We start from the raw sequence: 23,919 nt of genomic DNA on the forward strand, positions 1-23,919 counted from the left end.
TAAAGTATGAGCACAGCACTTCATTCTACATATCAAAAGCCCGAAAAAATGATCGACGACCTTATCAGAGCTGGTGGTTTTCCTCAGCCGGTGTTTAACTGGCAAAAGACCGCCCTCATTAAGGCCTACATTCAACAAATGCCTTCAATTGAATATGTGGCGCGCCCGCAAATCAAAGTCGGTGGCGTGCGCTTTAGTCCTAAAAACTACACCGCAATTTCCAATCTCTATATCAATCGCCTGGTTTATTTTGATATCAAGACTGGAAAAGAAAAAAACATTCCTTTCCCTAAAGGCAGTATCATCCGTGAAGTCTCTTGGGCCCCGAATGGAAAACAGGTCCTTATCTCTTTAGAACAACAAACTGAACAAGAACTTTGGTTGGTGCAAATCCCTTCATTGAAAAAAGAGCGCATTCCCAAACTTGCCTTGAATGGCGTTTTGCAGCGAATTGTGGAGTGGATGAATGAAGATGAGCTTCTTATTGGGGCTCGGACCGAAAAACAAAAAGGAGCTCTATCGGTCGATAGCTCCGCGCCGCAAGGACCGATCATTCAACAAAGCCTGGGTGTCGTTTCTCAGAATAGAACTTTTGCTGATCTCATTCGCACACCGCATGATGAGAAACTTTTTGCAGCGGCTATTGAAACCCAGCTTTACATCTATAATACAAAAAAGAAGAAGGCTGAAAAAGTTGGCAAGCCCTCTTTACTTCACCGCGTGGATCTTTCTCCAAATGGAAAATATCTTTTAGTTGAAACATTGGTTCGTCCCTTTTCAACGGTGGTTCCTTTTTCAATGTTCGCTCGCAAAATGGAACTATGGACTTTAGACGGCAAAGTCGCGCATAAACTTTCTGAACGTGGAGCCGCCGAGCACCTGCCAATCCAAGGTGTGGTCACGGGCCCACGTAGCTATCAATGGGTTAAAACCGAGCCGCAAACTTTGATGTACGTCGAAGCTCTTGACAAAGGTGACTGGGCCGTGAAGGTCGACTTCCGAGATGAGATTTTCTTACTTCCTATTCCATCAAAGGGTAAACCCAAACCGCACAGTATTTTGAAAACAAAAAACCGCTATGCCGGAACTGCTTTCTTTGATGACGATTCTTTGATGCTCATCCATGACTATGAAAGAGATCGCCAATGGTTGACGACACTGCTGGTGGATCGCGCCAACGGTTATAAAACCCGTGAAATGTTCAGTCTCAGTACCGAAGACGACTATAACAATCCAGGTGAACCTCTTAGCAAAAGAAATAAAAATGGCGATCGCGTGATTGCGATTGAACGTGTCGGCAGCGAGAAATTTATTTATCTTTCCGGCTCTGGCGCCAGCCCCGAGGGGGATCGCCCATTTTTAAGAAAAATGAATCTTGGAACTTTTGAAGTCCAAGAAATCTTTAGATCCAGCGCCGACTCCTATGAACGCTGTGTGGGCTTAGCCGACGAAGAGTTTAAATCTTTTATTACCGCGTATGAATCACAGACAGAAAGCCCGCGCTTTTTCATTCGTGATTTAAAAAAACCAAGTCATAAAAAACTTCTTTTTGCGGATCCAAACCCTTATGAAATTTTAGGTAAGATCAAAAAAGAAGTGATCACTTATAAACGTGATGACGGTGTTTTGTTATCGGGTGTTTTATACTATCCACTGAACTATAAAAAGGGAAAGAAGTACCCTGCTATTGTGCACGCTTATCCGCTGGAGTACACAGATGCCTCCACCGCTGGGCAGGTGCGTGGATCGCAACATCACTTCTCAACTCCGTACAAGGAGGACATCGTTTACAATGCGCTTCGCGGATACGTAGTCCTTTCAAATGCTCAGATGCCGATCATTGGTCATCCTGAAACTAAAAACGATACATTTATTGAGCAATTGGTTGCCGGAGCAAAAGCGGCTGTCGACACACTTGATGCCAGAGGGCTGATTGATCGCAATAAAGTAGGTGTGATTGGTCATAGCTATGGAGCTTTCATGGTGTCGCACCTCCTCACCCACAGTGATTTGTTTGCGACGGGAATTGCCAAATCGGGTGCTTACAACCGTTCTCTTACCCCATTTGGTTTCCAAGGTGAACGTCGTCCGTTCTGGAAAGCCAAGGACACTTACATGCGCATGTCACCGTTCATGGATGTGGATAAAATGAAGAAGCCCATTTTGTTGATGCACGGGATGGCAGATAATAATGCCGGCACCTTGACGATGCAGACGGAGCGTTATTTTGACGCTTTAAAAGGCCAAGGAGCCAATGCTCGTTTAGTGATGCTGCCCGAAGAAAGCCATGGTTATTCGTCAATAGAAAGTATTGCGCACGTTCTTCACGAGATCTTTTCGTGGTTTGATGCTCATTTAAAATAAAAATTTTTTCGTTTTGGAAAATCGGAGGCACTTTCAAGTGCCCCTTTGCCTATCTCGAAGGGCGACACTTTGTCGCCTTTTTTGCATTTTAAGCAGCTCGCTTGCTTAAGATTTTTCTTAAACCCTCGCGTGAAACGCCTAAGCGTCTTGCCGCTTCGGATTTATTTCCAAGAGAGCCTTGCAGCACTCTTGAAATCATCTCCGCCTCAAAAGCTTCTCGCGCTTCTTTGAGGCTCATGTTCTCAAATCGCTTAAATGGATCTTCGGATTCTTTTGGAACCAAAGACAAAGCTGGTTTCGAACGGAATTGAAAATCATCAGGTTCAAGAACGGCACGATCACGGGCCGACAAACATGCACTCTCGATTTTATTTTCCAGCTCACGAATGTTGCCTGGCCAATTATATTCGATCAAGGCACTCATAGCCTCATCACTGATCGTGCGAAGTTTCCATCCGCGTTTTTGATAAAGCTGTTCCATGATCACGTAGGCAAGCTCCGGAATATCCCCTTTTCGCTCGCGAAGAGGGGGAATAACCAGATTGACGACATTGATACGATAAAACAAATCTTCGCGGAATTTTTCATTCTGAATTTGTTGTTCGATATTTTTATTTGTCGCACAAATCAAGCGGAAGTCGACGGACTTTGGAGGTTCATTAGAACCCAGCCTTTGTACTTTTCTTTCTTGCAAGACGCGCAGAAGTTTTGCCTGCATTTCAATAGGCATCTCTCCTAACTCATCTAGGAATAAAGTTCCTCGGTGAGCAAGCTCAATTTGCCCTTGTCTTGGCATTGTCCCGGTCGCAGCCCCTTTTACAACACCAAAAAGTTCTGCTTCGAAAAGCGACTCTGGGATTGCAGCACAGTTAATGGCGATGAAAGGACCCTCTTTACGAGCGGAGTGGTGATGCGCTAAACGTGCAATCACCTCTTTACCGCAACCACTCTCCCCTGTGATCAAGATATTAGAATCGGACTTACCAAAGTCCTCAATATGGTCGTAGATTTTTTGCAGCTCCGGAGACTTCGAACGAAGACTGACCGACGAAATGCTCTTACGCCAGATATTTTTACGATGCTCAATTGCAGATTCTGAATCTTCGCTTTTCTGGTGCATCTCATAATTTTCAAAAGCAATCGTCGTCATCATTGAAAGAGCTTCAAGTGCATATTGATCGTTTTCATCAAAATCGCCATTGGTTTTATTCAAAACCTCAAGAACCCCAATAACCTTTCCATCTTGCCAATGAAGCGGTACCGCTAATACCTTTTCAGTGCGATAACCCGTATGGGCGTCAATCTCGTCGTGAAAGTCACTGTCAGATTGGACATTGTTACTGTAATGACTTTTTTGACTGCGGAAAACTTTACCAGCAATCCCCTGATCCGTATTGATCACGATCTTTTGATTGCGAACGCCCGTGGCGATGTAACTATTGAGATATTTGAGATGTTGATCGATCTTAAATTGCGGATCAAAAAAAATCGTACCGCGATCAGCATGCGTGGTTTGAATACAAAGGTCCAAGATACGCTCGATAAGCGTTGAGCCTTCGTGACGTTCAAAAAAGACCTGTGAAGAGCTTCCAATAAACTTTAAGAGATCGTGTGCTTTTGACATATCAAACGTATCGGTGCCTACTGCCAACTTCGGTAGGCTACTCGCTTAATAAAATTGCCAACCGATGTGGTCGTTTCATTTTGAAATTTGCGTGATTTTGAGGGGTTACAACTTGGCCTGCTTTTCGCTCTCTTAGTTTGTATCAAAACCTCACAAGGAGAGATTTATGAACACGAATCAAAATGCGAATATTAAAAATGTAGAAACAACTCAGTTATTTGATGAAATGGACCGTGAGTTGAAATTTCTCTGGAACGAAGCCCACGAAGAGCCGGTAGAAAGTTTAAAGGAAAGAAAGCTGAAGCAGTATTGGGAACTCTTTAAGACTTATAAAAAACAGAAGCAGTTTTTAATGGCGTTAGCTGAATAGTCGGCGACTTAGATATCGCCCTCTTTCTCACTGGAAGAAACGCGTTGATCATCTGCAGGCTTTTCACGAATTTTTAAATTCTTCGCGATAGCCAAGATGCTATCAGCATAATCGCGACTGTTATTGTACTTCATAAGAGCTGCCACTTGCGCGTCCTCTTGATGAGGATCCCAACCACTCTTTGCAAGATAATTTGCCACGCTCATAATTGCATCTTGGGCTTGGCGTAAGTTCGGAGTGGCCTTGACCTTAAAGGACTTGGCAAAGCTGCGATAACTCGACGGAATAAACTGGGGAAGACCAAAGGCACCGGCATAAGATCCGCGCAGAGTTTTTATATCCAAATGCTGTTGTTTGCGAATCCGAGCCAAAGCTAAAATCTGCTCCCGCGCCCAATCTGATTTTCTCTTTGTGCGTTCCGCAATAATTGTACGAATTGTTCGACCATTAAAACTTCTTTGGTTGTTATTCTTTTGCACAGCTAACAGTTCCAAAGCTTTACGGTTGGCTTTGAGATCCGCTTGTAACAAGTGCAAGTACACACTCACAATATGAAAACGTCCCATGTCATCGCCATGACGGGTTTCAATCCAAAGAAGCGATGAGATCACTCCTTGTGAAACCTTGTACTTCTTTTCCGCGAGATCGAAAGCAGCTTGATTGGCTTTGATAAACTTTGATGCTTCATTTGTTGCTTTGTCGGTAACGTGATTCATGTGCTGACCTGGTGGAGTTAAAAATCCCAATAGGTTCAGGGTCACCGTCTGCTTAAAACTTTCAGGTTCGTAGTATTGCAGAGATTCCTCAATAAAGCCGCGCGACAGTCCCATACGCTTGAGCTCTTGGCCTACCCAGACTTTATCCGCGACCATAGTACCAGCGCTCTTTACGCTTTTTTGCGCAAAGGACGGCATCGGCAGCACGATAAATAGAAAAAGAAGTCCTACAAGAGTTCTCATATTTCTATGATATTGCGAAACTAGGCTCGATGTTGAGTTTGTTTGGGAAAAACAAGACTCTGCCTCGTACTGAGACAGCGTACTTTTCGATTCGTCTGAAAGATTGGCAATGCTCGACTATTATCTAGAAGATTGCAACTTACGGCCTCGACCCTGCCGAGCTTCTCTTCCTCACAATTCGACTCCTATAATTAATTGTTTATGTCATTCAACAAGGAGACGTTTGTGAGATTTTTTGGATCTGTATTAGTCGTGACTTTGGCTCTGGGTTGCTCTCATTCACCGAAGAATGAAGCTCCCGCTTTAACGCCATCCTATAGCAGCTTCTCTTACTTAAAAAAAGGAGACCGTGAGCCGGCATCTGCACCGCAATTGCTTTGGCGCCCTGGTAAAGCAAGCTTCACGTTGAGTTCTGCAAGCGGCAGTGGCAAAGCAACTGTCGATGTAAATCAAGAAATGGTATGGATGGACACAGAATACTTTCAAGATTATCGCAATGAATATCGCGAAGTTGTAGTTCCTGGCTATTGCTCTGATTTTCAATGTACATCAGGTGGAAAAGCCCAAAGTTCACTGTGGGATTCTTATTTCTCAGCTCCGGGTAATATTAAAGCACGAGCTCTTTCAAATGCCATTCAAGGTATTGGCGATGCCTCAGCAGAAGCTTTAGTGAAACGTGGCTATTTCAGAAGCAAACCTAAAACTTGGTCTGAGTTTTCTGCTGAAATCAATCGCGCAGCAAATGCAGATGTTATTAAGAAAAGTGTTGCGACAAATGTTTTGGGTCAATACAAGTACGCAAACATTGCAAACCTTGGCTATAACGCAGGCTCCTGCCGTGAGATCACAACTTCATGTGACACTTACATCTCTCAACTCGTTCAAGTTCCTTTCACAAATTCACGTCAAGTTGAACGTCGCCGCATTGAAAACGTAAAGCGTTTTGAAGTGAACGTAACATTCACAGATGCAGTTTTGATGGCAACTGAATCAGACACTATTACGCTGAAAATCGATGAGAATGGACGTTTGATCGATATCGACACTCAAGGGTACAATCGTTATTCACTCGTGAATCAATCCACTGACGGCAAAAATATCAATTTGCAAATCAAATCAGATTCTCGTATCTTGCGCGATCTTTCAAACAACGTTCTTCGCCAAGACTCTTATCAATTAGTAAGTGACGAACCGACGTTTGTATTAGATGTGGATCCTGCTTACATCCCCGGTTCTGATGATCCAAATGCTCAACTCGTTGTCGACTATTTCGTTCGCACTTGCGAATACGGTTGGACCGGATTCTGTGGGCCAGGTTGGAATAAACAGGCGATGGCAAGTGCACCGATCAAAGAGTCTCGCACCGTCATTCGCGTTTCCGTTCCTAAAAAACACAAATCAGACATCCTTTACACGATCTCGAGAAGAAACAGCCGTTTCTTCAACGATAAAGCGACCTCTGAGCGCTCGACTTCTACGGTTAAAATGCCGAAATAATTTCGTTCAAATTCCGTAATCGAAAGACCCACGCTAGAAACAGCGTGGGTTTTTTATTCATTCCGTTGACCGCTTTTACGAAGTATGGTCGTTCACGCTCCCCTTCGTTCACGGAGAATCGGTGCGAAGATTCTAGAAAGCTTCGCCCAGTATTTGGATGAGAATAATTTCCGTCCCACCTACTGCATTCCCTATGATCACTTGGGAAAGTTCTACGGACTTATTGGCTTTAAGGTTATCCCGGAAGATCAATGCCCGGCCTTCCTCCAGGAGCGCATTCAACTGTACCGCAGTCGAAACACCGACGCCTTTATGATGATGCGAAGGGATTGAGGCCAACATTAATGCTATTACAGCATTGAAAAATATCTTCTTTGAATACCGTCTTTGAAGTGACTTCGGGCGTTAATCAGGGCGGAATAACTGTCTATACGACCGTGACTCTTGCCAGTTTGTGTTCTTGCTTGTTAGTTTAGAAGAAATCCAGAGCAGTCGTAGTTCAATGGATAGAGCACTTGGCTTCGAACCAAGGGGTTGCAGGTTCGAGTCCTGCCGACTGCACCACTTCTTCACTTTTTCTGATGGAATTTAAGGTAGAGTCTTCCGATATGGATCAGAAAAATATTTGGGGCATCATTGGATTGGGTTGGCTGGGGCAGGCTCTTTCCGAAACACTGAACAGTCATGGTGTTAAAAGCTGGGGGACTCATCGTGATCAATTCGATTGGAAGACCGACGAATTTCCTCAAACCGCATTCGATATTTTATTTCTCAATACTCCACCTCTGCTAACGATGTTGCCGCAAGCATTTGTCGACAAAATTCCCTCCAACTCAGATCAACGGATTCTTTTTGTCAGTTCGATCTCAGTTTATGGAAATCAAGAAGGAGACATCAAGGAAAGCACTCTTCCCACGCCTCATACAGAGCGAGGCCGCTGGCTTTACGCCGTAGAACAACTCTTAGTTCAGAAATTTAAGGAACGAGTCACGATCATCCGCCCCGGAGGACTGATCGGGGGACATCGCCACCCCGTTTTTCAGCTCTCGCAATCGCATCTTCCTGTCGCTGCGAACTCGCCGATTAATCTTGTTCACAGGCAAGATCTGATTCAAATTATTTGCGTCGTTGCTGAGCTTGCGCAACCGCCTCAGATCATCAATGCGGTTACTCCTTTTCATCCCAGCAAAGAAAATTACTACTCCACATGGACAAGCAAACTGGGACTAGCGGAAATAAAATTCACAGGCGCGAATGAACCCCACAAAATCGTCGGTTCCGAATATTTACCAAAGGTATATCCTCATTGGATTCATCCACTACTTGATACAATTGATTCATAAAGATCAGCCGTCGTCTCAAAAAAAACTTTGAGAAACTCGCTGACACTATTTAATGACGAGGTGATTTTTAAGCTCGTTCACACGAGCGCCCTGAATCGGAAAGTGAGTCTGAAGATGACGACCACACGTGTGAATGGCATCCACAAAACCTTCCGCCCACTTGTCTTGGTGAAGTTTGTGACTTAAAGCACTTAGCATTTCATCCCAGGTCTCACGCGGAACTTTTTGAGCAAGGGTTTCATCCGCCAGAATCACAGCTTTCTTCTCCATCACAGAAACAAAGATCAAAACTCCTGCGCCTTTTTCTGTGCGGTGAACACGATTCAAATAAAATTCCAAATGCGCACGCTGATGAACTTGATCCACTTCATCACGTTCTGGAACAAAGATTTTTTGAATCCATACACTTTTGGCCAAGACATGCGATAACGCGTAGATCGCAACGATCAAAAATGGCCATACCCATACCCACGGTGTGACCCAAAGCCATTCGCTATACGGAATTTCCGCAACAGCAATTAACAAGGTCAAAAGAAGAGTGAGTGTCAAAGGAACATGGCCAACAGCCGAGGAACGCCTGACGATAACAGGTAAGATCTCACCATGCGTGAGTTCTTCCATGCGATCAATGCTGGCTTCGATCTGCTTGATTTCTGTATCGGATAAATATTTGTTGATCCAACCCATATTGCCTACCAGTTTCCCGAAGCGCCGCCGCCACTAAAGCCGCCGCCTCCGCCTGACCATCCGCCGCCGCCACCAGAGCCGCCGAATCCACCAAATCCTCCCCCACCATAACCGCCATAACCACCGCCTCCGCGATAGTAACGACCACGACCGCCGCCGAAGCGACCCAAGATCGAGATGATAATGAAGAGAATGATAATCACCCAAATAGGAATGCCCGCACCACCCCGAGAGTCTTGCTCTTGTAGATTGTTTTCATCGGCAAATTCTTTGTCCGCGAGCCTTAAAATTTCATGAACGCCGACAACAATCCCAGCTGAGTATCTTTTCGCACGGAAAAGTGGAATGACTTGATCTGAAATAATTCGTTTTGCCGTGATGTCGGGAATGGCCCCTTCTAGTCCCTGGCCCACTTCAATGCGCATCGCGCGGTCTTGAGCAGAAATCAGAAACAGAACACCGTTATCTTTTTTCTTATCACCCAATTGCCACTTGTCAGTGATTTCAATCGACGCTTGTTCAATTGGTAGACCCTGTAGGTTCTCGACAATAAGAACTTGAACTTGAGCCTTACCGCGGCGATTGAAATCATAAAGAAGTTGAGTCAGCTCCTGTTGATCTCCACGAGTGAGAAAACCCACCTCGTCGATCACAGGACCCGAGAGCGGCGGAGTTTTAAACTCCGCTTGTGCCACAGTCAATCCAAGAAAGACTGTAAGAAAAAAGAAGATACGCAAAACTCCTGTCATGAAATTAGAATTTCACTTCTGGAGCTTTTTCAGCAGCTGCTTTTTCATCAGCAGTCATATCCCACTGAGGCATTTTTTCGAAATGGTACATCATAGAGTTTGTCCAGCTTGTTGGCGGAACCGTCACAAGATTGTTAAATTCTTTGATCGTTTCGATATAACGTTGACGTGCAATTGTGATGCGGTTTTCTGTGCCTTCAAGTTGCGCCTGAAGATCACGGAAGTTTTGATCCGCTTTCAAATCCGGATATTTTTCGGTCACAACCATCAATCGACCCAAAGCTTGCGACAAGCCCGTTTGTGCTTGTTGGAATTTCGCCAACTGCTCGGGTGTGACTTTCGTCGGGTCAATTGTTGTCGCCGTTGCTTTCGCACGTGCTTCGGTCACAGCTGTAAGTGTCTCTTGCTCATGTTTTGCGTAGCCTTTAACTACGTTGACAAGATTTGGAATCAAATCCGCACGACGTTTGTATTGGTTATTTACCTCTGCTAGAGCCGCTTCAGTCGCATTCTTACCTTGCGGCAGAGATTGAATCCCACAACCTACTAGTGCCGGCATAACGAACACCATCAACAAAGCCATTACAATACGATTCATTTGAAATCTCCTTTTAAAAGCAGGTCCAAGGTATCTAAACTCTCAGTGACCCTCAACGAAAACCCGACTATAGTGGTTGAATGACACGGACAATTAAGCTTCGATACACCGAGATAGCGGGCTGCATCTTTATTGACAAGATTGCAGGCCTGAACACCCACTCCCCTGAGCATGGGCAACGTGGCTGTGTCGAAATTTATGAAGAGGAGCTTAATCGAAAGCTCTACGTGGTTCATCGTTTGGACAAAGCGACTTCTGGCGCCCTTATGTTTGCAACAAGCCCGGAACGCGCAGCCGAAATCAGTCGACTTTTTGAGCAGCACCTCGTCGAAAAAAAGTATCTTTTCCTTACAGATAAGAAAACAGATAAAAAAGAATTCACTTATCAGTCGCATATCGAAAAAGAAAAGAACGTCTTCGTTAGCTCCCAAAATAAAGACGCCAATTCCAAAACGACATTTAAGCATCTGCAAGATGTCGGCCCCTACTCTCTTTGGGAGGCAACTCCCCACTCCGGAAAGCCTCATCAAATTCGTTTACACGCATCTGATAATGGTATTGCCATCCTCGGCGATAAAGAACACGGCGGAAGCGAATTTTTCCGTCTGTGCCTACACTCCCTCTCACTCAGTTTTTTAATGGGTGAAGAGCTTATCACTTTCAAAACTGAGTTCCCAAGCTGGGCACTGACACGGGATTATGCGGACGAGCAAGAGTTGATTCTAGCGGAAGCTTTCGAACGCCGCGAGCGTTTGTTTCATGCAAGCACACTGACTCATGAATCTTTACGCGTCAGTCATCGTGAACTTGATACCTACCGTATCGATCAATACGGTGAGTATCTGTGGGTATATTGGTACAAAGAATCAGATCCGACAGTTCAAGATCTGTTACGCTTTGAAAAGCTCTCTAAACGCACACACAAGAAAATCTTTATTCGTAAGATGCTCAATCGCGGTGAAGACCCGAACGCGCAAATTTTATGGAATATCGGGAATACCTCTCCGCGTTGGACCGCTTTAGAAAATGGGATTCAATATGAACTTCGCAGCGACACAGGATTGTCGCCGGGCCTTTTTTTAGATCAGCGTGAAAACCGTCTGTGGGTGCAAAATCATGCCGAAGACAAGCGTGTGATGAACCTTTTCTCCTACACGAGTGGCTTTAGTGCCGTGGCAGCTCTTGCCGGTGCTTCTGAAGTGTGCACCGTCGATGTGTCTTCAAATTTTATCAATTGGTCAAAACGCAATTTTGAAATCAATGGCCTTGATCCTGAAGACGATAAATACGAATTCTGGGTTCAAGATGTGATGCTGTTCCTTAAAGGCACGATCCGCATGAAGCGCAAATTTGGTTTGATTATTTGTGACCCTCCTTCTTTTGGTCGTTCTAAAAATTCTGTTTTCTCTATCAGCAAAGACTTTCACGCATTGATGGTCAATTGCATGTACTGCCTCGAGAAAAACGGTCTTTTGCTCTTTTCAACGAACTACGAGAAATGGACGACAGGTGACTTGCACCTGAAGCTCAACGCTTTGAAACGCGAATTTTCATTTAAAATCCTTCCAGCACCCGCTCAAGGTTTAGATTTTGAGCTGCCTGGTGAGGAACCTTTAATGAAAGCGATTATTCTACGTAAAAACTAAGAGCCCATGATGGGCCGGTATACGGGTGTGAGATGAATAAAAAACTAGGACTGGTTCTCTCCGGTGGTGGAGCACGCGGTGCTTATCAAGCAGGTGTGTTGATTGCAATTCAAGAAATCAGTGAGAGCTCCGGAGTCCCCCTCCGCTACGATTACCTCTCTGGAGTGAGTGCCGGCGCCATCAACGCCAGTTCCCTTGCCTCTAACGCTGACAATCTGAAACACGCCTGTTCATCACTTGCTAAGCTTTGGACTGAAGTAAGCTTTGAGAAAGTCTTCTCGACAGACTCGCTCACGATGGGAAAAATCGGTTTGCAGTGGATGCGCGAACTGTCGTTAGGTGCGTTGACGGGAACGACTCCCGGCCGGTCTTTGATGGATACCTCTCCGCTGAGAAATCTGATCCACGACAACATGGATTACGCGAAGGTCGAACAGAACATCGAGAACGGTCATCTTTCCGCACTTGCTGTCACCTCGATCGACTACGCAAAATCAGCGACGACAACCTTTATCCAAGGTAAAGCAAACCTTCCTTCTTGGGACAAGGGTCGCAAACGTTCCGAGCACACAACGATCTCTACGGATCACATCATGGCGTCATCTGCCATTCCCTTGCTGTTCCCACCGGTGAAAGTGGATGACCGTTATTTTGGTGACGGTGCCGTTCGTAACCATGCACCGTGCAGCCCGGTGATTTATCTAGGTGCAGAAAAATTGTTGGTTATTGGTGTTCGCCGTCAGTCGTCAACAGCATATGAACAACGTGCCACCTCAAATACGACTGCTCCGAGTGTCGCACGTGTGGTGAATACCATTTTAAATGGCGCCCTCTTAGACGCCGTTGAACAAGATGTGGAACGTCTTCGCCGTTTGAATGATGTTGCTTCTATGCTGCCAGCTGAACATCATCACAAGATTGCTCTTCGCCCACTGGATCATCTGTTTATTGCACCATCTGCTGATATCGGAGAAATGGCGGTCCAGAAGGCCAACAAACTCCCACGCATAGTGCGCTTTATGATGAAGGGCCTAGGCTCGCTCCAAGATGCCAGTGAAATTATCAGCTATTTGTTGTTCGACGGAGAGTTCTGTTCTGACTTGATCGACATCGGCTACAAAGACGGAATGGCCAACAAAGAAGAACTCATCAAACTCTTACAGAAGTAACCCAAAAAGGTGCCCGGTGACTTTTTCGCAACCAGCCGCGTAATTCATCCGGGCTCCGGCCACCGTAAACAACTTTCGAATCTTTTAAGGATAGAAATCGTAACGAACTTGCACGCGTTCTTCCGCTTGCAAGCCCATTTTTGAACCGCTCATGTACGGTGGAACTTTTCGCTTCACAGTTTTTTTGCCTGCCGGATATTTCCTATCGTTGACCTGGCAATCAAAACGTTTGTCTTTGCAGAGTTTCGTAAAATCCATTTTATCATTCTTAAAAACATAAGCGTCCATTGCCGTCATCATACGATTGGCAATCGCCAAATCTTCCGCACCGACTTGAATTGCCGACGTTGAATTATTGGCGCTGACTTGTTCTACTTCTGTCGCTTTGAGATTTGTTTTATTAACTCGGTAACTAGAAGACGATTTTTTGACCGGGTAACTTGCCACCCCGGGTTCGTTATCCAAAGTCAAAGGTCTTTCATCGACAGTGGCACATGCACTGAGTACGAGAGAACTAAGAATTAATAATAAAAAGGCTTTCATTGAACACCCCTAAAAACGGGACCATTTTACGCCATTCTGGAATTTCCACAAGACTGCATTTTTCGTCATTTTCAGAGGGAAAATCGTAAGATTTACACTCTTTGAGACCTCTCAACTGCACCCCTAAAGGCTCAAGCCTGTAAGACTATCTTTGAACTTTTTGTGAAGGACTTTGCTAACTTAGGCTGTACCCATGGCATCTTTTTCGCAATTTGGAGGAGCCGATGAGAGAATTGAACCTAAACTTCGTTTTAAGCAGCTTTCGCGCAATTGTGACTGGCAAGGCGGGGCTCTTGTCTATTCTTTTGACACTTCTGGTTCTAGCTTCTCTCGAGTCACATGCGGAAGGATCCAAGAAATTTGATGATGTCAGTCTTCGCGAGTTGAATCAGCAGTCCAAACAAACTTGGAACCAAGTCCTCCAAGCTTACGGTCATAACAAAAGCACTGCGGTACTTGCAATGCAGAACAAAAAAACTCTACCTCCACAGATTCGAGCACTCGCCCAAAACGTGCGTCAGTACCTTGCAACATCTCAGGCGGAATACGTCGACTTGCGAACTCAAGCTCAAAGAATTCACATGAATGATATTCTCGGAGAAAGTTTGCATCCACTTTTACGTCATTTGCTAATCACATCAATTTTCATGGACTCACTCGACATCGTGAATGAAACAAAACCCGGAGTCTTTACTTCGACTCCTCACCGCTTCATTCTTATTGACCTCTATACTGAAAGTTTCCAATCGATTTGGCCCGTTTCAAACTCACCAAATAAGAACAACTCAAGCAGCTGGCAAAGTCTCCAAGCTCGCGTGCGCATGTCGGTGCTAGGTGGTTTACTTTTACTAAATACCAACGACTCTTCACAGGCCTGCACAGAGCACCTTGATTCTATATGGGCAGCAAATATGATGCAAAAGGCCTGGGAGGTCGGAGTGGGTCCTTCTCACCTTCGCCTTTTCCAGGATAGCTTTATCATTCCCACCGCAGATATTGGAAAATGCTGCCTTGACGCTGAAATTGCAGCTATTAACGTAAATGCAAAAAAGGGAATCTTTCCACCGAATCCAAAAAACCAATGCAATGGTCCTCGCGGATATACTGCTGAACAACTTCTGGATATAGCGCATTCAATTTTTGGAGAGCGACCATGAAAAAGGCTTTAATCATTCTTGCCGTTCTGCTGTCTTATTCGTTGGGCCTGGCGCAATCAAATAGTTTTGATTCTGTTAGCTTTCGTGAGCTGAACGAGCAGTCGGCCCAGGTATGGACTGCCTTAGTTCAACAAAAAGGAACGAAGGCTGCGGCTGAGTCCTTAAAGTCAGAAAAAACATTATCTCCCAATGTTCGCGCCCTTGCTCAACAGCTTCGCCAGTTCCTCATCAGCTCGCAAGTTCACTTTGAACAACTACGCGCAAACGTCAACAACGGTGAAGTCACGAGCCTTCTTGGCGCGCCTATGCATCAACTGCTCCGTCATCTTTTGATGAATTCAGTTCTATTAGACATCGCGGTGATCGTGAATGAAACGAAGCCAGGTTTTTTTAGCCCGGATTCTCACCGACAACGCATCATTGATCTTTATGCAAGATCCTTTGAATCGACGGATCCATTTGCAAACATTCGTCATAAATTGAAAATGTCGGGCCCCAATCCATACGAGCATCTCACAGTTCCCGTTCGCAGCACAGCCCTTGCTGGTTTGCTTCTTGATGCTTCACAAGGCGGAGACTGCGCTGACATCGTTTCGCTTAGCTGGTTGGTTCAGGCACGTCGATATATTATCAGTTTCTCAGTAGGACCTGACAGCACAGAAATTTTTAAAGGCCGCCCCATCGCATCTCTGAATGACACTATCGAATGCGCACACGACTACGTCCTAGCTGAAATCAAAAAACAAAACTATCGAGTGATGGAAAAAACAGCTTCACTTGGTGAAACCGAATATTCAAACAAAGAACTTATTAAAATGGCTCGAAACTTATTTGGAGAATAATATGAAAGCATTGTCTCTTTTCGTTGCGGCACTTTTAACATCTCTCACGGCGACTGCTAAAATCAGCATCGACTGTGTTGACACGAAATCAGGCAAAAACTTGCATGCCAGCATTTATCCCCACAGCGCCAACTACGGCGACGGTTCGACACATTGGATTCAGTATAAATTGGAAAGAGGTTTTGAGAGCTCTGCTGACGGTTGGATCGAGAACGATCGGAACTTGATCTTCCTTGAGGATGGCCAAAGAGCTTTTAGCATTTCCAAAGACGTTTTATCCGCGAAAGTGGGACAAAACTTCCCAATGAGAACACAATTCCCGTCGTATTCGAAATTAAACTGCCAAGTTCTTGTCGTTGATCTCGATCGCGGTCAATAAAAACTAACTCTGCAAAGTCCCGCGAGAGAAAAGCTCTTGCAAGTACTGAACTGCTGAATCCTGCGTGCGCATGTAGTAATGCGCGCGTAAAATCCCCTGCTCTTCTTCAGTGAGTGAAGCATTCGTTCCACGACGCTGTCTGCGATCTTGAGAAATATGGTAAAGACTCAAAGCACCCGCTACAGAGATGTTAAAACTCTGCACGAAGCCGGTCATAGGAATGATGATGCTTTCATCCGCTGCTGCGATCATTTCTTGCGAAACGCCGTCACGCTCGTTGCCAAGCACAAGGGCCACTTTTCCAGAGAAATCAATTTCATGCAGAGGTTTAGCTTTGGCATCAAGATGAGTGACGCAAATTTTGTAACCTTGAGCTTTTAGGTTTTTTACGCAGTCAGCAGTTTGCTTCCACTTTTTAACTTCTACCCATTTGTCGGCACCTTGAGTGACGCGATTGGCTTCTTTGAATTTTTCCTGTGTTTCAATCACATGGAAATTTCCAAAGCCCAAGCCTTCTGCACTCCTCATAACCGCCGAAATATTTCCGCGGTCATAGATGCCTTCCAAGACAACGGCCGTATCGAAGTTACGATCTGCAACCACACGTTCAATTTTTTGACGACGGTCGGCTGTCAACAGAGGCCCGATTTTTTCTAGCACCAGTTGGTAGTTCACCTTCAGATGCGTATTGATTTCAAGCTCGGGCCCGTATGGAAACATGATAACTCCAATTAGCGGTAAAGAGATTCTGGAGATTTCGCCAAATCGCGAGTGATATTTTTTTGATGTGCTTCAAGAGTACCACCGCCGATTTCAAGCAGTTTTGCATCTCTCCACAAACGCTCAACGACGTACTCACCAACGTAACCGTAACCACCCAAAACTTGGATCGCACGATCGGCGACGTTTTTACCCATTGTTGTCGCAACAAGTTTTACACCGTCTGAATCAAGACGATTGCCTTCTTTATTCAAATCCATGCGACGAGCTGTTTCGTAAACGTAAGCGCGCGCTGCTTTGTATTCAGCGTAAGAGTCAGCAATGTAACGTTGAATTTGACCGAAGTGGTTCAAAGATTTTCCGAAAGCTTCGCGATCAACAGCGTAGCGGTTCATGATTTCAATAGAACGACGAGCGATACCAAGTGATTGCGCGGCCAACGTGAGGCGCTCGATCTCAAGGTTACGCATCATGTGCAGCATAGAATCACCTTCGTGACCTACAAGTGCTGACGCAGGAACGTGGCAATCTTGGAACACAAGTTCAGCTGTGTTCGATCCACGCATTCCCAATTTGTCTTTGATTTTTTGACCAACAGTGAAACCACCGTGTGATTTTTCAACTAAGAAAGTTGAAACCAAAGCACGGCCATGTTTTTCACCGGTGCGAGCGTAAACCAATACAACATCACAGCCAGTGCCGTTTTCATCGATCGTGCCGTTTGTAATCCACATTTTGCGACCGTTGATCACCCAACCGTCGCCTTTTTTAACTGCCGTTGTTTGCATTCCCAAAACGTCAGTTCCAACTGCTGGCTCTGACATCGCCATGGCACCGATCCATTCGCCAGAACAAAGTTTTGGCAATACACGCATACGTTGTTCGTCGTTGCCGTTGACTGCGATGTTGTTCACACACAACATCGAGTGAGCAAGATAAGCCAATGTAAAGCCCGGATCTGAAGCAGACATTTCTTCATGCACGATGGCTGCAGCTGTTGCATCCATACCCGCGCCCCCGAATTGCTCTGGAACTGTAATACCAAGAAGTCCTAACTCTCCGACTTTGCGGAAAAGCGGAAGATTGAATTGTTCTTTGCGATCGAACTCATGCGCTTGGGGTTCGATTTCTGCTTCTGTAAAAGCTTTAACAGTTTCACGAAGCATCGCGTGCTCAGGTGTCGGATTGTAAAGATCAAATTCTTTCCAATTGAAAGACATGGGAACTCCTTGAACTAAAGACATTGCCTAGGGCGGCAACTCTATTTTTAGACTGCAATGTGGGCAAGCAATAGGTAAATTTATACCATGCGTTATTGGCAATTTCGAGAGCTAGGATTATCGTGAGCGCTATGAAAACAGCAATTCTTGGTATTGGCACCGAACTCACCGATGGTCAGATCATTAATAAGAACGCCGCATGGCTTTCTTCGCACCTTAAAGAATACGGCGTTTTGACGACTCATCACTTGGTTGTTCCCGACGATCGTCTCTTGATTCGCGAGGCCCTCGACTTTTGCGCGGGGAAATGTGACGTCTTATTTGTTACCGGCGGTTTGGGGCCGACATCTGATGATTTTACTCGCGACTTAATTTCGGAATGGGCGGATTTGCCGCTCGAGTGGCATGAAGCTTCTTGGCAGCATGTGAACACGCGCCTCACTTCGCGTGGCTATACCGTTAAAGAAATTCAAAGACAGCAGTGCTATTTCCCACGTGGTTCGCGAGTTTTATTTAATTCACAAGGCACAGCCAATGCGTTTTATCTGGAAGCTAAGGGCAAAAAAGTTTTTGTTCTTCCCGGACCTCCTCGCGAAATCGAGGCTGTTTGGAATTCTGATATCGAGGCTTGGTTGGTTGAAAACACAGCCGATTTGGATCCGCGTATCACTCGCAGTTGGGATACGATGGGAGTTGGCGAGTCTGATATCGCCACCATCGTTGAAGATGTTTTAAAAGATGTGGACGTTGAAAAAGGCTATCGCGTACATCTTCCCTACGTTGAAGTGAAAATGAGTTTCCTTGCGTCAGAAGAAGACGACTTCGAGCCCTATGTAGAGAAAATCACCGAGGCCTTGCAGTTTTGTCTAGTCACTCGCGACGCTGAAACCGTTCCGGAAATGTTAGCTGAGATTTTATCTGAAACCTCTTCCATCAGTATACAAGATGAAGTGACAGGATCTTTCCTGATCAATCGAGTGCTCCCGACATTTCGAGAAATCTTGAATAACACAGCTTGGAGTTTTTCAAATATTGCAGACTATGAAGACGAATCTGAGGTTGTCCTACGCATCCTACCCGTTGATGAGCATCATGTGAAAATTGAGACAGTCAAAGGTCAGCAAATTCACTGGGATATCATTCCTTCGCCATATAAAACAGCCAACATGGCAGAACGTCGACTGCAATATTTCGCGGAGATGGCCATGGTGAATTGGGTGCGAATGCTGAGGTAGTCTTTGTGACCGCTTGCCCTTATCAAGGGAGCGGTCACAGCATCACTTGTTTAAAAATGATGGCCGCTCCTGCGATCAAAACAAAAACTCCAAAAGCGGGCTTCAGTTTCTGATCCGTTACTTGCTTGCCCAAGACAATTCCAATTAAAATTCCAATCACGGATAATGCCGTCACACTTCCCAATAAAAAGAAATCCAATGGACGCCCGACCAGGACGTCGCCGAAAAATCCTGAAAAAGATGTGATTGCAATCACGCCTAATGAAGTCCCAGTCGCACGGCGCATGTTCAATCCAAAAATACTCACTAGAGTCGGGACGATCAAAAATCCTCCCCCAGCACCCACGAATCCCGTCACGCTTCCAACGCCAAATGCTTTGATGATTAAGGCCAGACGATTTTTTGATAAAACGTGGAAAGTTTCTGTCTTGGATCGCAACATCGCAGTGGCAGCCGCAACCATGACGACGGCGAACGAAACTAAAATCAATCCATCTTTAGAAAACTGAAATTCTCCCCATATCCACTCCCCAGGGATCAAAGGCAAAATAAATCGTCGAACCACCGTCATTCCTATAATCGACGGAACAGCGAATGCGAAGCCTGCTTTCAAATCCACACGATCGGCTCTAAAGGCTTGCAAAAAACCAATCAGACTTGCAAAGCCAACGACGAACAGTGAATAAGTGGTCGCTTCAGTTGCAGGCACCTGGAACAAATACACAAATAACGGCACAGCTAAAATTGAGCCTCCACCACCTAAGAGGCCTAGGCTCACACCGACGATCATGGCCCCAATATAGCCTAAAATTTCCATGGGACCTTCCTATATAAAAACATTCCGATTAACATGAAGGCGACGAACACAGCAGCGGATCCGCTCCCTGCTCCCATCGAAGTCAATCCCGGTCCCGGGCAATAGCCACCTAAGCCCCACCCCAAACCAAACAACAAGCTTCCTACAATCAATGGTTTGGTGATTTCTTTACTCGTCGGAACATGCCATTGCACGTCCAATAACGGACTTGGACGACGGATGAACAAACGATAAGCCAAAGCATGAATAGGAATCGCTCCCAACATCACAAACATCAACGATGGATCCCAACCTGCTCCCAATCGCAAGAATCCCAAAACTTTCTGCGGCTGAGTCATTCCCGAAACCGCGAGTCCCACGGCAAATAGAAGACCGACGACAAATGCGACAACGATTTGTAAGATCTGATTACGTTTCATAGCGCCCCCAATGCTGTGGCAATAAGCATTCCCATTGTCATAAAAACAACTGTCGCGATTAAACTGCGAATTGAAAATCGAGCAATACCGCAGACTCCATGACCACTGGTACATCCACTCCCCATCAAAGTTCCATAACCTACGATGAGCCCTGCAACTGCGACGAGCCAAAGCGGCCTATCCGATGTATTCACAAAGAACTCTGGCATGGAGGTGCTCAACAAGAAGCCACCTAACACCAATCCCAATAGAAAAGCCCCCCTCCACAAACGCTCTTCTTTTACAAATCCCAAAAATCCATTGATGATTCCGCTGATCCCGGTGACTCGGCCATTAAATACGAGAAAGACCGCAGTCGCCAACCCTATGATTGCCCCACCTATAAGTGACATCAAAAAATTTTCCGTCATAATGAAACTCCTCGTTGCACTTCATATTGAAGCTCATTCCACCGAATCATACCACCAACTAAATTAAAGCTCTCAGTAAAACCCATTTCTTCACTTAACAAAGTGCTTTGTCCCGAACGAGCACCGCTTCGACAGATGAATGCAATTCTTGTGTCCTTCGGAATGTTTTTTAGGTAATCAACTAAGTCAGGGCCCAAAGTGACCAAGCGAGCTTTCTCGATGTGCCCCAATTCTCCGACATATTCTTCTGGGGTTCTGACATCTACCAATTCATATTGAGACAGACTCTTTCGGAGTTCCTCACACGTTATTTCGCGCATAACCGCCTCCTGTATTCGCCTTCAGGTTAGTTCGAACCGACGTCTAGGTGTTATGTTGGCGGTCATAATGCTTCTAAAAATAAATCGGTTAATATGATCTCAAGTTGCGAATGACCTTTAGGAGGAATTATGAAACTCGTAATTCAACATTTCTTCGATCCACAAACTTCCACTCTGACATACGTCGTATTCGATCCTGCCACACGGGATGCAATCGTGATTGATCCCGTGTGGGACTATGATGCTGCCTCAGGAAAAATGAGTACGGGTTCGATGGAGCTTGTTGTTCGGTACATACAAGAAAATCACCTAAATCCCCACTACGTGATGGAGACCCACGCACATGCCGATCACCTTTCTAGCTCACAGCTCTTTAAAAACTATTTTCCGAATATCAAGGTAGCAATTGGCAAAAACATCACCTTAGTTCAGGATACATTTAAAAAGCTCTTCCATATCGACGATGTGAAGATTGGTGGTGCTGATTTTGATAAACTTTTAAATGATGGCGAAGTTCTTATTGCTGGGTCTCTTAAGATCAAAACCCTGTTCACGCCTGGGCATACTCCCGCTTGTTCTTCGTATTTAATTGAAGATGCTATTTTTACAGGTGATGCGCTCTTTATGCCTGATTCAGGAACTGGACGTTGTGACTTTCCTCAAGGTAGTGCCGAGGACCTTTATGAGTCGGTCACGCAAAAAATCTATTCATTACCGCCGACCACACGCGTTTTTGTGGGACATGATTATCAACCTAGTTCCCGCGAATTGCGGTTTCAGTCAACGGTACAAGAAGAGAAAGAGCAAAATATTCAGTTGCGCGGAACGACTGCGAAAGAAGATTTCATTAGTTTTCGACAAAAGAGAGACGCCACATTAGCCGCACCAAAATTGCTGCTGCCGAGTTTGCAGGTCAATATCCGAGCAGGTCATTTGCCACCGCCGGAGCAAAACGGCATTCGCTATCTCAAACTACCCTTGCGATAACAAAGCTTCGCGATTGAGAATCCGAATTTCTCGTCCCTCTTGTTGAATAAGTCCCTCGTCGACAAATCGGGCTAGAGTTCGGATCACTGTCGCCGTGGTCGTTCCACAGAAGTCCGCTATCTCTTGGCGAGTCCAGTCGTAGGAAGGGTGAAGCTCTTTGAGATAAACAACGGCTTCCGCAATTCTTTGCGGAGCTTCTTTTTCACTCAAAGTCATCTGCCTGAGTTCTGCTTGCCGTAACTCTTTCGCAAGCAGCTCCAGAAGTTTTTCAGCCAAATCGCAGTTACCCTTCATCAGTGAGCGCATTTGATCTTTCGATAAAACTCGAACTGTTGAAGCATCAATGACAGTCGCTGTCGCATGGTATTTCTCACGCGCAAAAAGAGTGCGATGACCAAAGATATCGCCTTGATGAAAAAGACGCACGAGATGATCTTTGCCCGACTCTCCCCACAGGGCGAGACCGACAAGACCCGACTCAACAAAATAAATATTCTGGGGTTCATCACCTACGTGATAGATGACGTCGCCCCGCTTAAAGCGGGACGAGGTAGCTGAGGCAAACAGATCTTTGAGTTCCACTTCTGTTGCCTTTAAAACTATTTTTTCGGTTTAATTTGAATGTCTTTGAAGGCCGCAGCGAGTGCACCCAGACCGCTTGAAGTTGTCGTGTGGGACTTCCAGCTCATGTCTTCAGCTTCACCTGGGATACCAAGGCTGATTTTCTTTTCTTCGAAAAGAATTTGATCTACTTGAACAGTGATCTCATCGCCTTTTTTCTTATTTTCATAAGAAGCAGCATCTACAGAATCGCGCCATTTTGATTTTGGCAAAAGACCCGTCACACCTGGAGTCAGATTTACGAAAAGACCGTAAACTTCTTTTTTCTCAACTTTGCCTTTTACAACAGTTCCCACTGGGAATTTTGTTGGAACCGACATCCAAGGATTGCCTTCGCCGTCAGCTTGTTTAAGAGACAAAGAGATTTTCAGGCGACCTTCAACTTCTTCAGTTTTAAGAAGCTTCACAGTCACGTTTTGGCCTGTAGATACAACTTCGTGTGGATCACTGATACGTGACCAACCAAGCTCAGAAACGTGGATCAAACCCTCAATACCACCTTCAAGTTCAACGAAAGCACCAAAGCGCTCGATACGAGTGATTTTTCCGTTCAAGATCGCACCTGGTTCATGCTTTTGCATGAAGGCACCTTCGAATTCTGCTTTTTGCAGTTCCAAAAGTTTGCGACGAGAAACCACGATGTTGCGACCTTTTTTATCGAACTGAGTGATCATGAATTCAAATTTTTTACCCACGTACTCAGAGGCGTCTTGAACAAATTTAGAATCGATTTGGCTGATTGGGCAGAAAGCTGTTTTGCCTTGCACGTTCACGCGCAAGCCACCGTTGACCAATTCAGTCACACGACCTTCCACTGGAAGCTCCATATCAAAAGCATCTTCCAATGAGTCTGTCGTAGCCGACATTGAACCACGTTTTGCCAAACGAATTTCGCCGTCGCGAATCGCTGTGACAACAAGATCCAAAACGTCGCCAACTTTGTATTTTACTTGTTTGTTTTCATCTAAAAGTTCTTTAGTCAGAATCAAACCATCAGTTGGAGTGCCCGTCGAAACGAAAGACTCTTCCTTACCAATTGTCAGGATCTCACCCTTAACTTCATCGCCCACACGAAGGCGTCGGTTCAAATTTCCTTCAGACGCAGCAAAAAGCTCTTCAAAACTTTGCATGTTTTTTTCTTCAGGAACATCATCACCAAAAATATCTTTTTTCGACATAAAATCCACTCCACAAAAAGGAACACCGAGCATACTAGAAAACCCCAAAAGGTGCCCGGTGATTT

General features: G+C 45.3%; 25 protein-coding genes and 1 tRNA gene. 12 read left to right on the forward strand and 14 right to left on the reverse strand.

Annotated features, from left to right (window positions below):
• The first annotated feature begins 6 nt into the window (after positions 1-6).
• A complete protein-coding gene (locus ACLWOR_RS01170; RefSeq protein ID WP_413938830.1) occupies positions 7-2,364 on the forward strand; it encodes an alpha/beta hydrolase family protein in 2,358 nt (785 codons plus the stop codon).
• 88 nt (positions 2,365-2,452) lie between these two features.
• Here the strand turns inward: ACLWOR_RS01170 and ACLWOR_RS01175 are convergent, their stop codons facing one another.
• Positions 2,453-3,988 (reverse strand): sigma 54-interacting transcriptional regulator, encoded by a 1,536-nt coding sequence (locus ACLWOR_RS01175; RefSeq protein ID WP_413938831.1) that lies wholly within the window; start codon positions 3,986-3,988, stop codon positions 2,453-2,455.
• A 166-nt stretch (positions 3,989-4,154) separates the two neighbouring features.
• Between ACLWOR_RS01175 and ACLWOR_RS01180 the strand changes: the two genes are divergently transcribed.
• Positions 4,155-4,358 carry a hypothetical protein gene (locus ACLWOR_RS01180; RefSeq protein ID WP_413938832.1) on the forward strand — a complete coding sequence of 68 codons (204 nt, stop codon included), beginning with the start codon at positions 4,155-4,157 and terminating at the stop codon, positions 4,356-4,358.
• Between the two features lie 8 nt (positions 4,359-4,366).
• Here the strand turns inward: ACLWOR_RS01180 and ACLWOR_RS01185 are convergent, their stop codons facing one another.
• Positions 4,367-5,317, reverse strand: a complete 951-nt coding sequence (locus ACLWOR_RS01185) for a lytic murein transglycosylase (RefSeq protein ID WP_413938833.1) — start codon at positions 5,315-5,317, stop codon at positions 4,367-4,369.
• 225 nt (positions 5,318-5,542) lie between these two features.
• On the opposite strand from ACLWOR_RS01185, the gene ACLWOR_RS01190 reads away from it, so the two are divergent.
• The 3 genes from ACLWOR_RS01190 to ACLWOR_RS01200 all read left to right on the forward strand — a co-directional run bounded on the left by ACLWOR_RS01190 (position 5,543) and on the right by ACLWOR_RS01200 (position 8,157).
• Positions 5,543-6,814 carry a hypothetical protein gene (locus ACLWOR_RS01190; RefSeq protein ID WP_413938834.1) on the forward strand — a complete coding sequence of 424 codons (1,272 nt, stop codon included), beginning with the start codon at positions 5,543-5,545 and terminating at the stop codon, positions 6,812-6,814.
• A gap of 488 nt (positions 6,815-7,302) precedes the next feature.
• A tRNA-Arg gene (locus ACLWOR_RS01195) sits at positions 7,303-7,378 on the forward strand.
• A 17-nt stretch (positions 7,379-7,395) separates the two neighbouring features.
• Positions 7,396-8,157, forward strand: coding sequence for an SDR family NAD(P)-dependent oxidoreductase (locus tag ACLWOR_RS01200; RefSeq protein WP_413938835.1), 762 nt, complete (start codon positions 7,396-7,398; stop codon positions 8,155-8,157).
• 45 nt (positions 8,158-8,202) lie between these two features.
• Here the strand turns inward: ACLWOR_RS01200 and ACLWOR_RS01205 are convergent, their stop codons facing one another.
• The 3 genes from ACLWOR_RS01205 to ACLWOR_RS01215 are packed head-to-tail and all read right to left on the reverse strand — an operon-like array spanning position 8,203 to position 10,191.
• Positions 8,203-8,844, reverse strand: coding sequence for a TPM domain-containing protein (locus tag ACLWOR_RS01205; RefSeq protein ID WP_413938836.1), 642 nt, complete (start codon positions 8,842-8,844; stop codon positions 8,203-8,205).
• A gap of 5 nt (positions 8,845-8,849) precedes the next feature.
• Positions 8,850-9,593: a TPM domain-containing protein gene (locus ACLWOR_RS01210; protein WP_413938837.1), complete on the reverse strand. Its 744-nt coding sequence runs from the start codon at positions 9,591-9,593 to the stop codon at positions 8,850-8,852.
• Between the two features lie 4 nt (positions 9,594-9,597).
• Positions 9,598-10,191 (reverse strand): LemA family protein, encoded by a 594-nt coding sequence (locus tag ACLWOR_RS01215; protein WP_413938838.1) that lies wholly within the window; start codon positions 10,189-10,191, stop codon positions 9,598-9,600.
• A gap of 80 nt (positions 10,192-10,271) precedes the next feature.
• Here ACLWOR_RS01215 and ACLWOR_RS01220 point away from each other — a divergent pair, with 80 nt between their 5' ends.
• On the forward strand, positions 10,272-11,837 hold the full coding sequence (locus ACLWOR_RS01220; protein WP_413938839.1) for a pseudouridine synthase: 1,566 nt from the start codon (positions 10,272-10,274) through the stop codon (positions 11,835-11,837).
• A 32-nt stretch (positions 11,838-11,869) separates the two neighbouring features.
• Positions 11,870-13,006, forward strand: a complete 1,137-nt coding sequence (locus ACLWOR_RS01225; protein ID WP_413938840.1) for a patatin-like phospholipase family protein — start codon at positions 11,870-11,872, stop codon at positions 13,004-13,006.
• Between the two features lie 84 nt (positions 13,007-13,090).
• Here the strand turns inward: ACLWOR_RS01225 and ACLWOR_RS01230 are convergent, their stop codons facing one another.
• The gene (locus tag ACLWOR_RS01230; RefSeq protein WP_413938841.1) at positions 13,091-13,549 is read right to left on the reverse strand and encodes a hypothetical protein; all 459 of its coding nucleotides are present in this window, start codon (positions 13,547-13,549) and stop codon (positions 13,091-13,093) included.
• Between the two features lie 224 nt (positions 13,550-13,773).
• Between ACLWOR_RS01230 and ACLWOR_RS01235 the strand changes: the two genes are divergently transcribed.
• Genes ACLWOR_RS01235 through ACLWOR_RS01245 form a run of 3 tightly spaced genes read left to right on the forward strand, consistent with a single transcriptional unit; the run spans position 13,774 to position 15,927 of the window.
• Positions 13,774-14,706, forward strand: coding sequence for a hypothetical protein (locus tag ACLWOR_RS01235; RefSeq protein ID WP_413938842.1), 933 nt, complete (start codon positions 13,774-13,776; stop codon positions 14,704-14,706).
• Positions 14,703-15,548: a hypothetical protein gene (locus ACLWOR_RS01240; RefSeq protein WP_413938843.1), complete on the forward strand. Its 846-nt coding sequence runs from the start codon at positions 14,703-14,705 to the stop codon at positions 15,546-15,548. The genes ACLWOR_RS01235 and ACLWOR_RS01240 overlap by 4 nt, the downstream gene beginning before the upstream one ends.
• Before the next feature lies 1 nt (position 15,549).
• Positions 15,550-15,927 carry a hypothetical protein gene (locus tag ACLWOR_RS01245; RefSeq protein WP_413938844.1) on the forward strand — a complete coding sequence of 126 codons (378 nt, stop codon included), beginning with the start codon at positions 15,550-15,552 and terminating at the stop codon, positions 15,925-15,927.
• A 3-nt stretch (positions 15,928-15,930) separates the two neighbouring features.
• Here the strand turns inward: ACLWOR_RS01245 and ACLWOR_RS01250 are convergent, their stop codons facing one another.
• Positions 15,931-16,647, reverse strand: coding sequence for a TrmH family RNA methyltransferase (locus ACLWOR_RS01250; protein WP_413938845.1), 717 nt, complete (start codon positions 16,645-16,647; stop codon positions 15,931-15,933).
• An 11-nt stretch (positions 16,648-16,658) separates the two neighbouring features.
• Positions 16,659-17,867, reverse strand: a complete 1,209-nt coding sequence (locus tag ACLWOR_RS01255) for an acyl-CoA dehydrogenase family protein (RefSeq protein ID WP_413938846.1) — start codon at positions 17,865-17,867, stop codon at positions 16,659-16,661.
• Between the two features lie 131 nt (positions 17,868-17,998).
• On the opposite strand from ACLWOR_RS01255, the gene ACLWOR_RS01260 reads away from it, so the two are divergent.
• Positions 17,999-19,102, forward strand: coding sequence for a competence/damage-inducible protein A (locus tag ACLWOR_RS01260; RefSeq protein WP_413938847.1), 1,104 nt, complete (start codon positions 17,999-18,001; stop codon positions 19,100-19,102).
• Positions 19,103-19,136: 34 nt separating this feature from the next.
• Here the strand turns inward: ACLWOR_RS01260 and ACLWOR_RS01265 are convergent, their stop codons facing one another.
• Genes ACLWOR_RS01265 through ACLWOR_RS01280 form a run of 4 tightly spaced genes read right to left on the reverse strand, consistent with a single transcriptional unit; the run spans position 19,137 to position 21,068 of the window.
• Positions 19,137-19,919, reverse strand: a complete 783-nt coding sequence (locus ACLWOR_RS01265; protein ID WP_413938848.1) for a sulfite exporter TauE/SafE family protein — start codon at positions 19,917-19,919, stop codon at positions 19,137-19,139.
• Positions 19,907-20,338 (reverse strand): DUF6691 family protein, encoded by a 432-nt coding sequence (locus tag ACLWOR_RS01270; protein WP_413938849.1) that lies wholly within the window; start codon positions 20,336-20,338, stop codon positions 19,907-19,909. Before ACLWOR_RS01270 ends, ACLWOR_RS01265 begins: the two co-directional genes overlap by 13 nt.
• On the reverse strand, positions 20,335-20,748 hold the full coding sequence (locus ACLWOR_RS01275) for a YeeE/YedE family protein (RefSeq protein ID WP_413938850.1): 414 nt from the start codon (positions 20,746-20,748) through the stop codon (positions 20,335-20,337). Before ACLWOR_RS01275 ends, ACLWOR_RS01270 begins: the two co-directional genes overlap by 4 nt.
• Entirely contained in the window at positions 20,745-21,068 is a 324-nt protein-coding gene (locus tag ACLWOR_RS01280; protein WP_413938851.1) for a rhodanese-like domain-containing protein, read from the reverse strand. Before ACLWOR_RS01280 ends, ACLWOR_RS01275 begins: the two co-directional genes overlap by 4 nt.
• A 129-nt stretch (positions 21,069-21,197) precedes the next feature.
• Here ACLWOR_RS01280 and ACLWOR_RS01285 point away from each other — a divergent pair, with 129 nt between their 5' ends.
• Positions 21,198-22,055, forward strand: coding sequence for an MBL fold metallo-hydrolase (locus ACLWOR_RS01285; protein WP_413938852.1), 858 nt, complete (start codon positions 21,198-21,200; stop codon positions 22,053-22,055).
• On the opposite strand, the gene ACLWOR_RS01290 is transcribed toward ACLWOR_RS01285, so the two are convergent.
• Positions 22,041-22,637, reverse strand: coding sequence for a Crp/Fnr family transcriptional regulator (locus ACLWOR_RS01290; protein WP_413938853.1), 597 nt, complete (start codon positions 22,635-22,637; stop codon positions 22,041-22,043). The two genes, ACLWOR_RS01285 and ACLWOR_RS01290, sit on opposite strands and share 15 nt — an antisense overlap.
• Positions 22,638-22,654: 17 nt before the next feature.
• Complete coding sequence (locus ACLWOR_RS01295; protein ID WP_413938854.1) at positions 22,655-23,854, reverse strand: S1 RNA-binding domain-containing protein; 1,200 nt, start codon at positions 23,852-23,854, stop codon at positions 22,655-22,657.
• Between the last annotated feature and the right edge of the window lie 65 nt (positions 23,855-23,919).

The sequence above is a fragment of the Bdellovibrio sp. HCB2-146 genome, from assembly GCF_047345725.1.
In the GTDB taxonomy this organism is placed as follows: Bacteria; Bdellovibrionota; Bdellovibrionia; order Bdellovibrionales; family Bdellovibrionaceae; genus Bdellovibrio.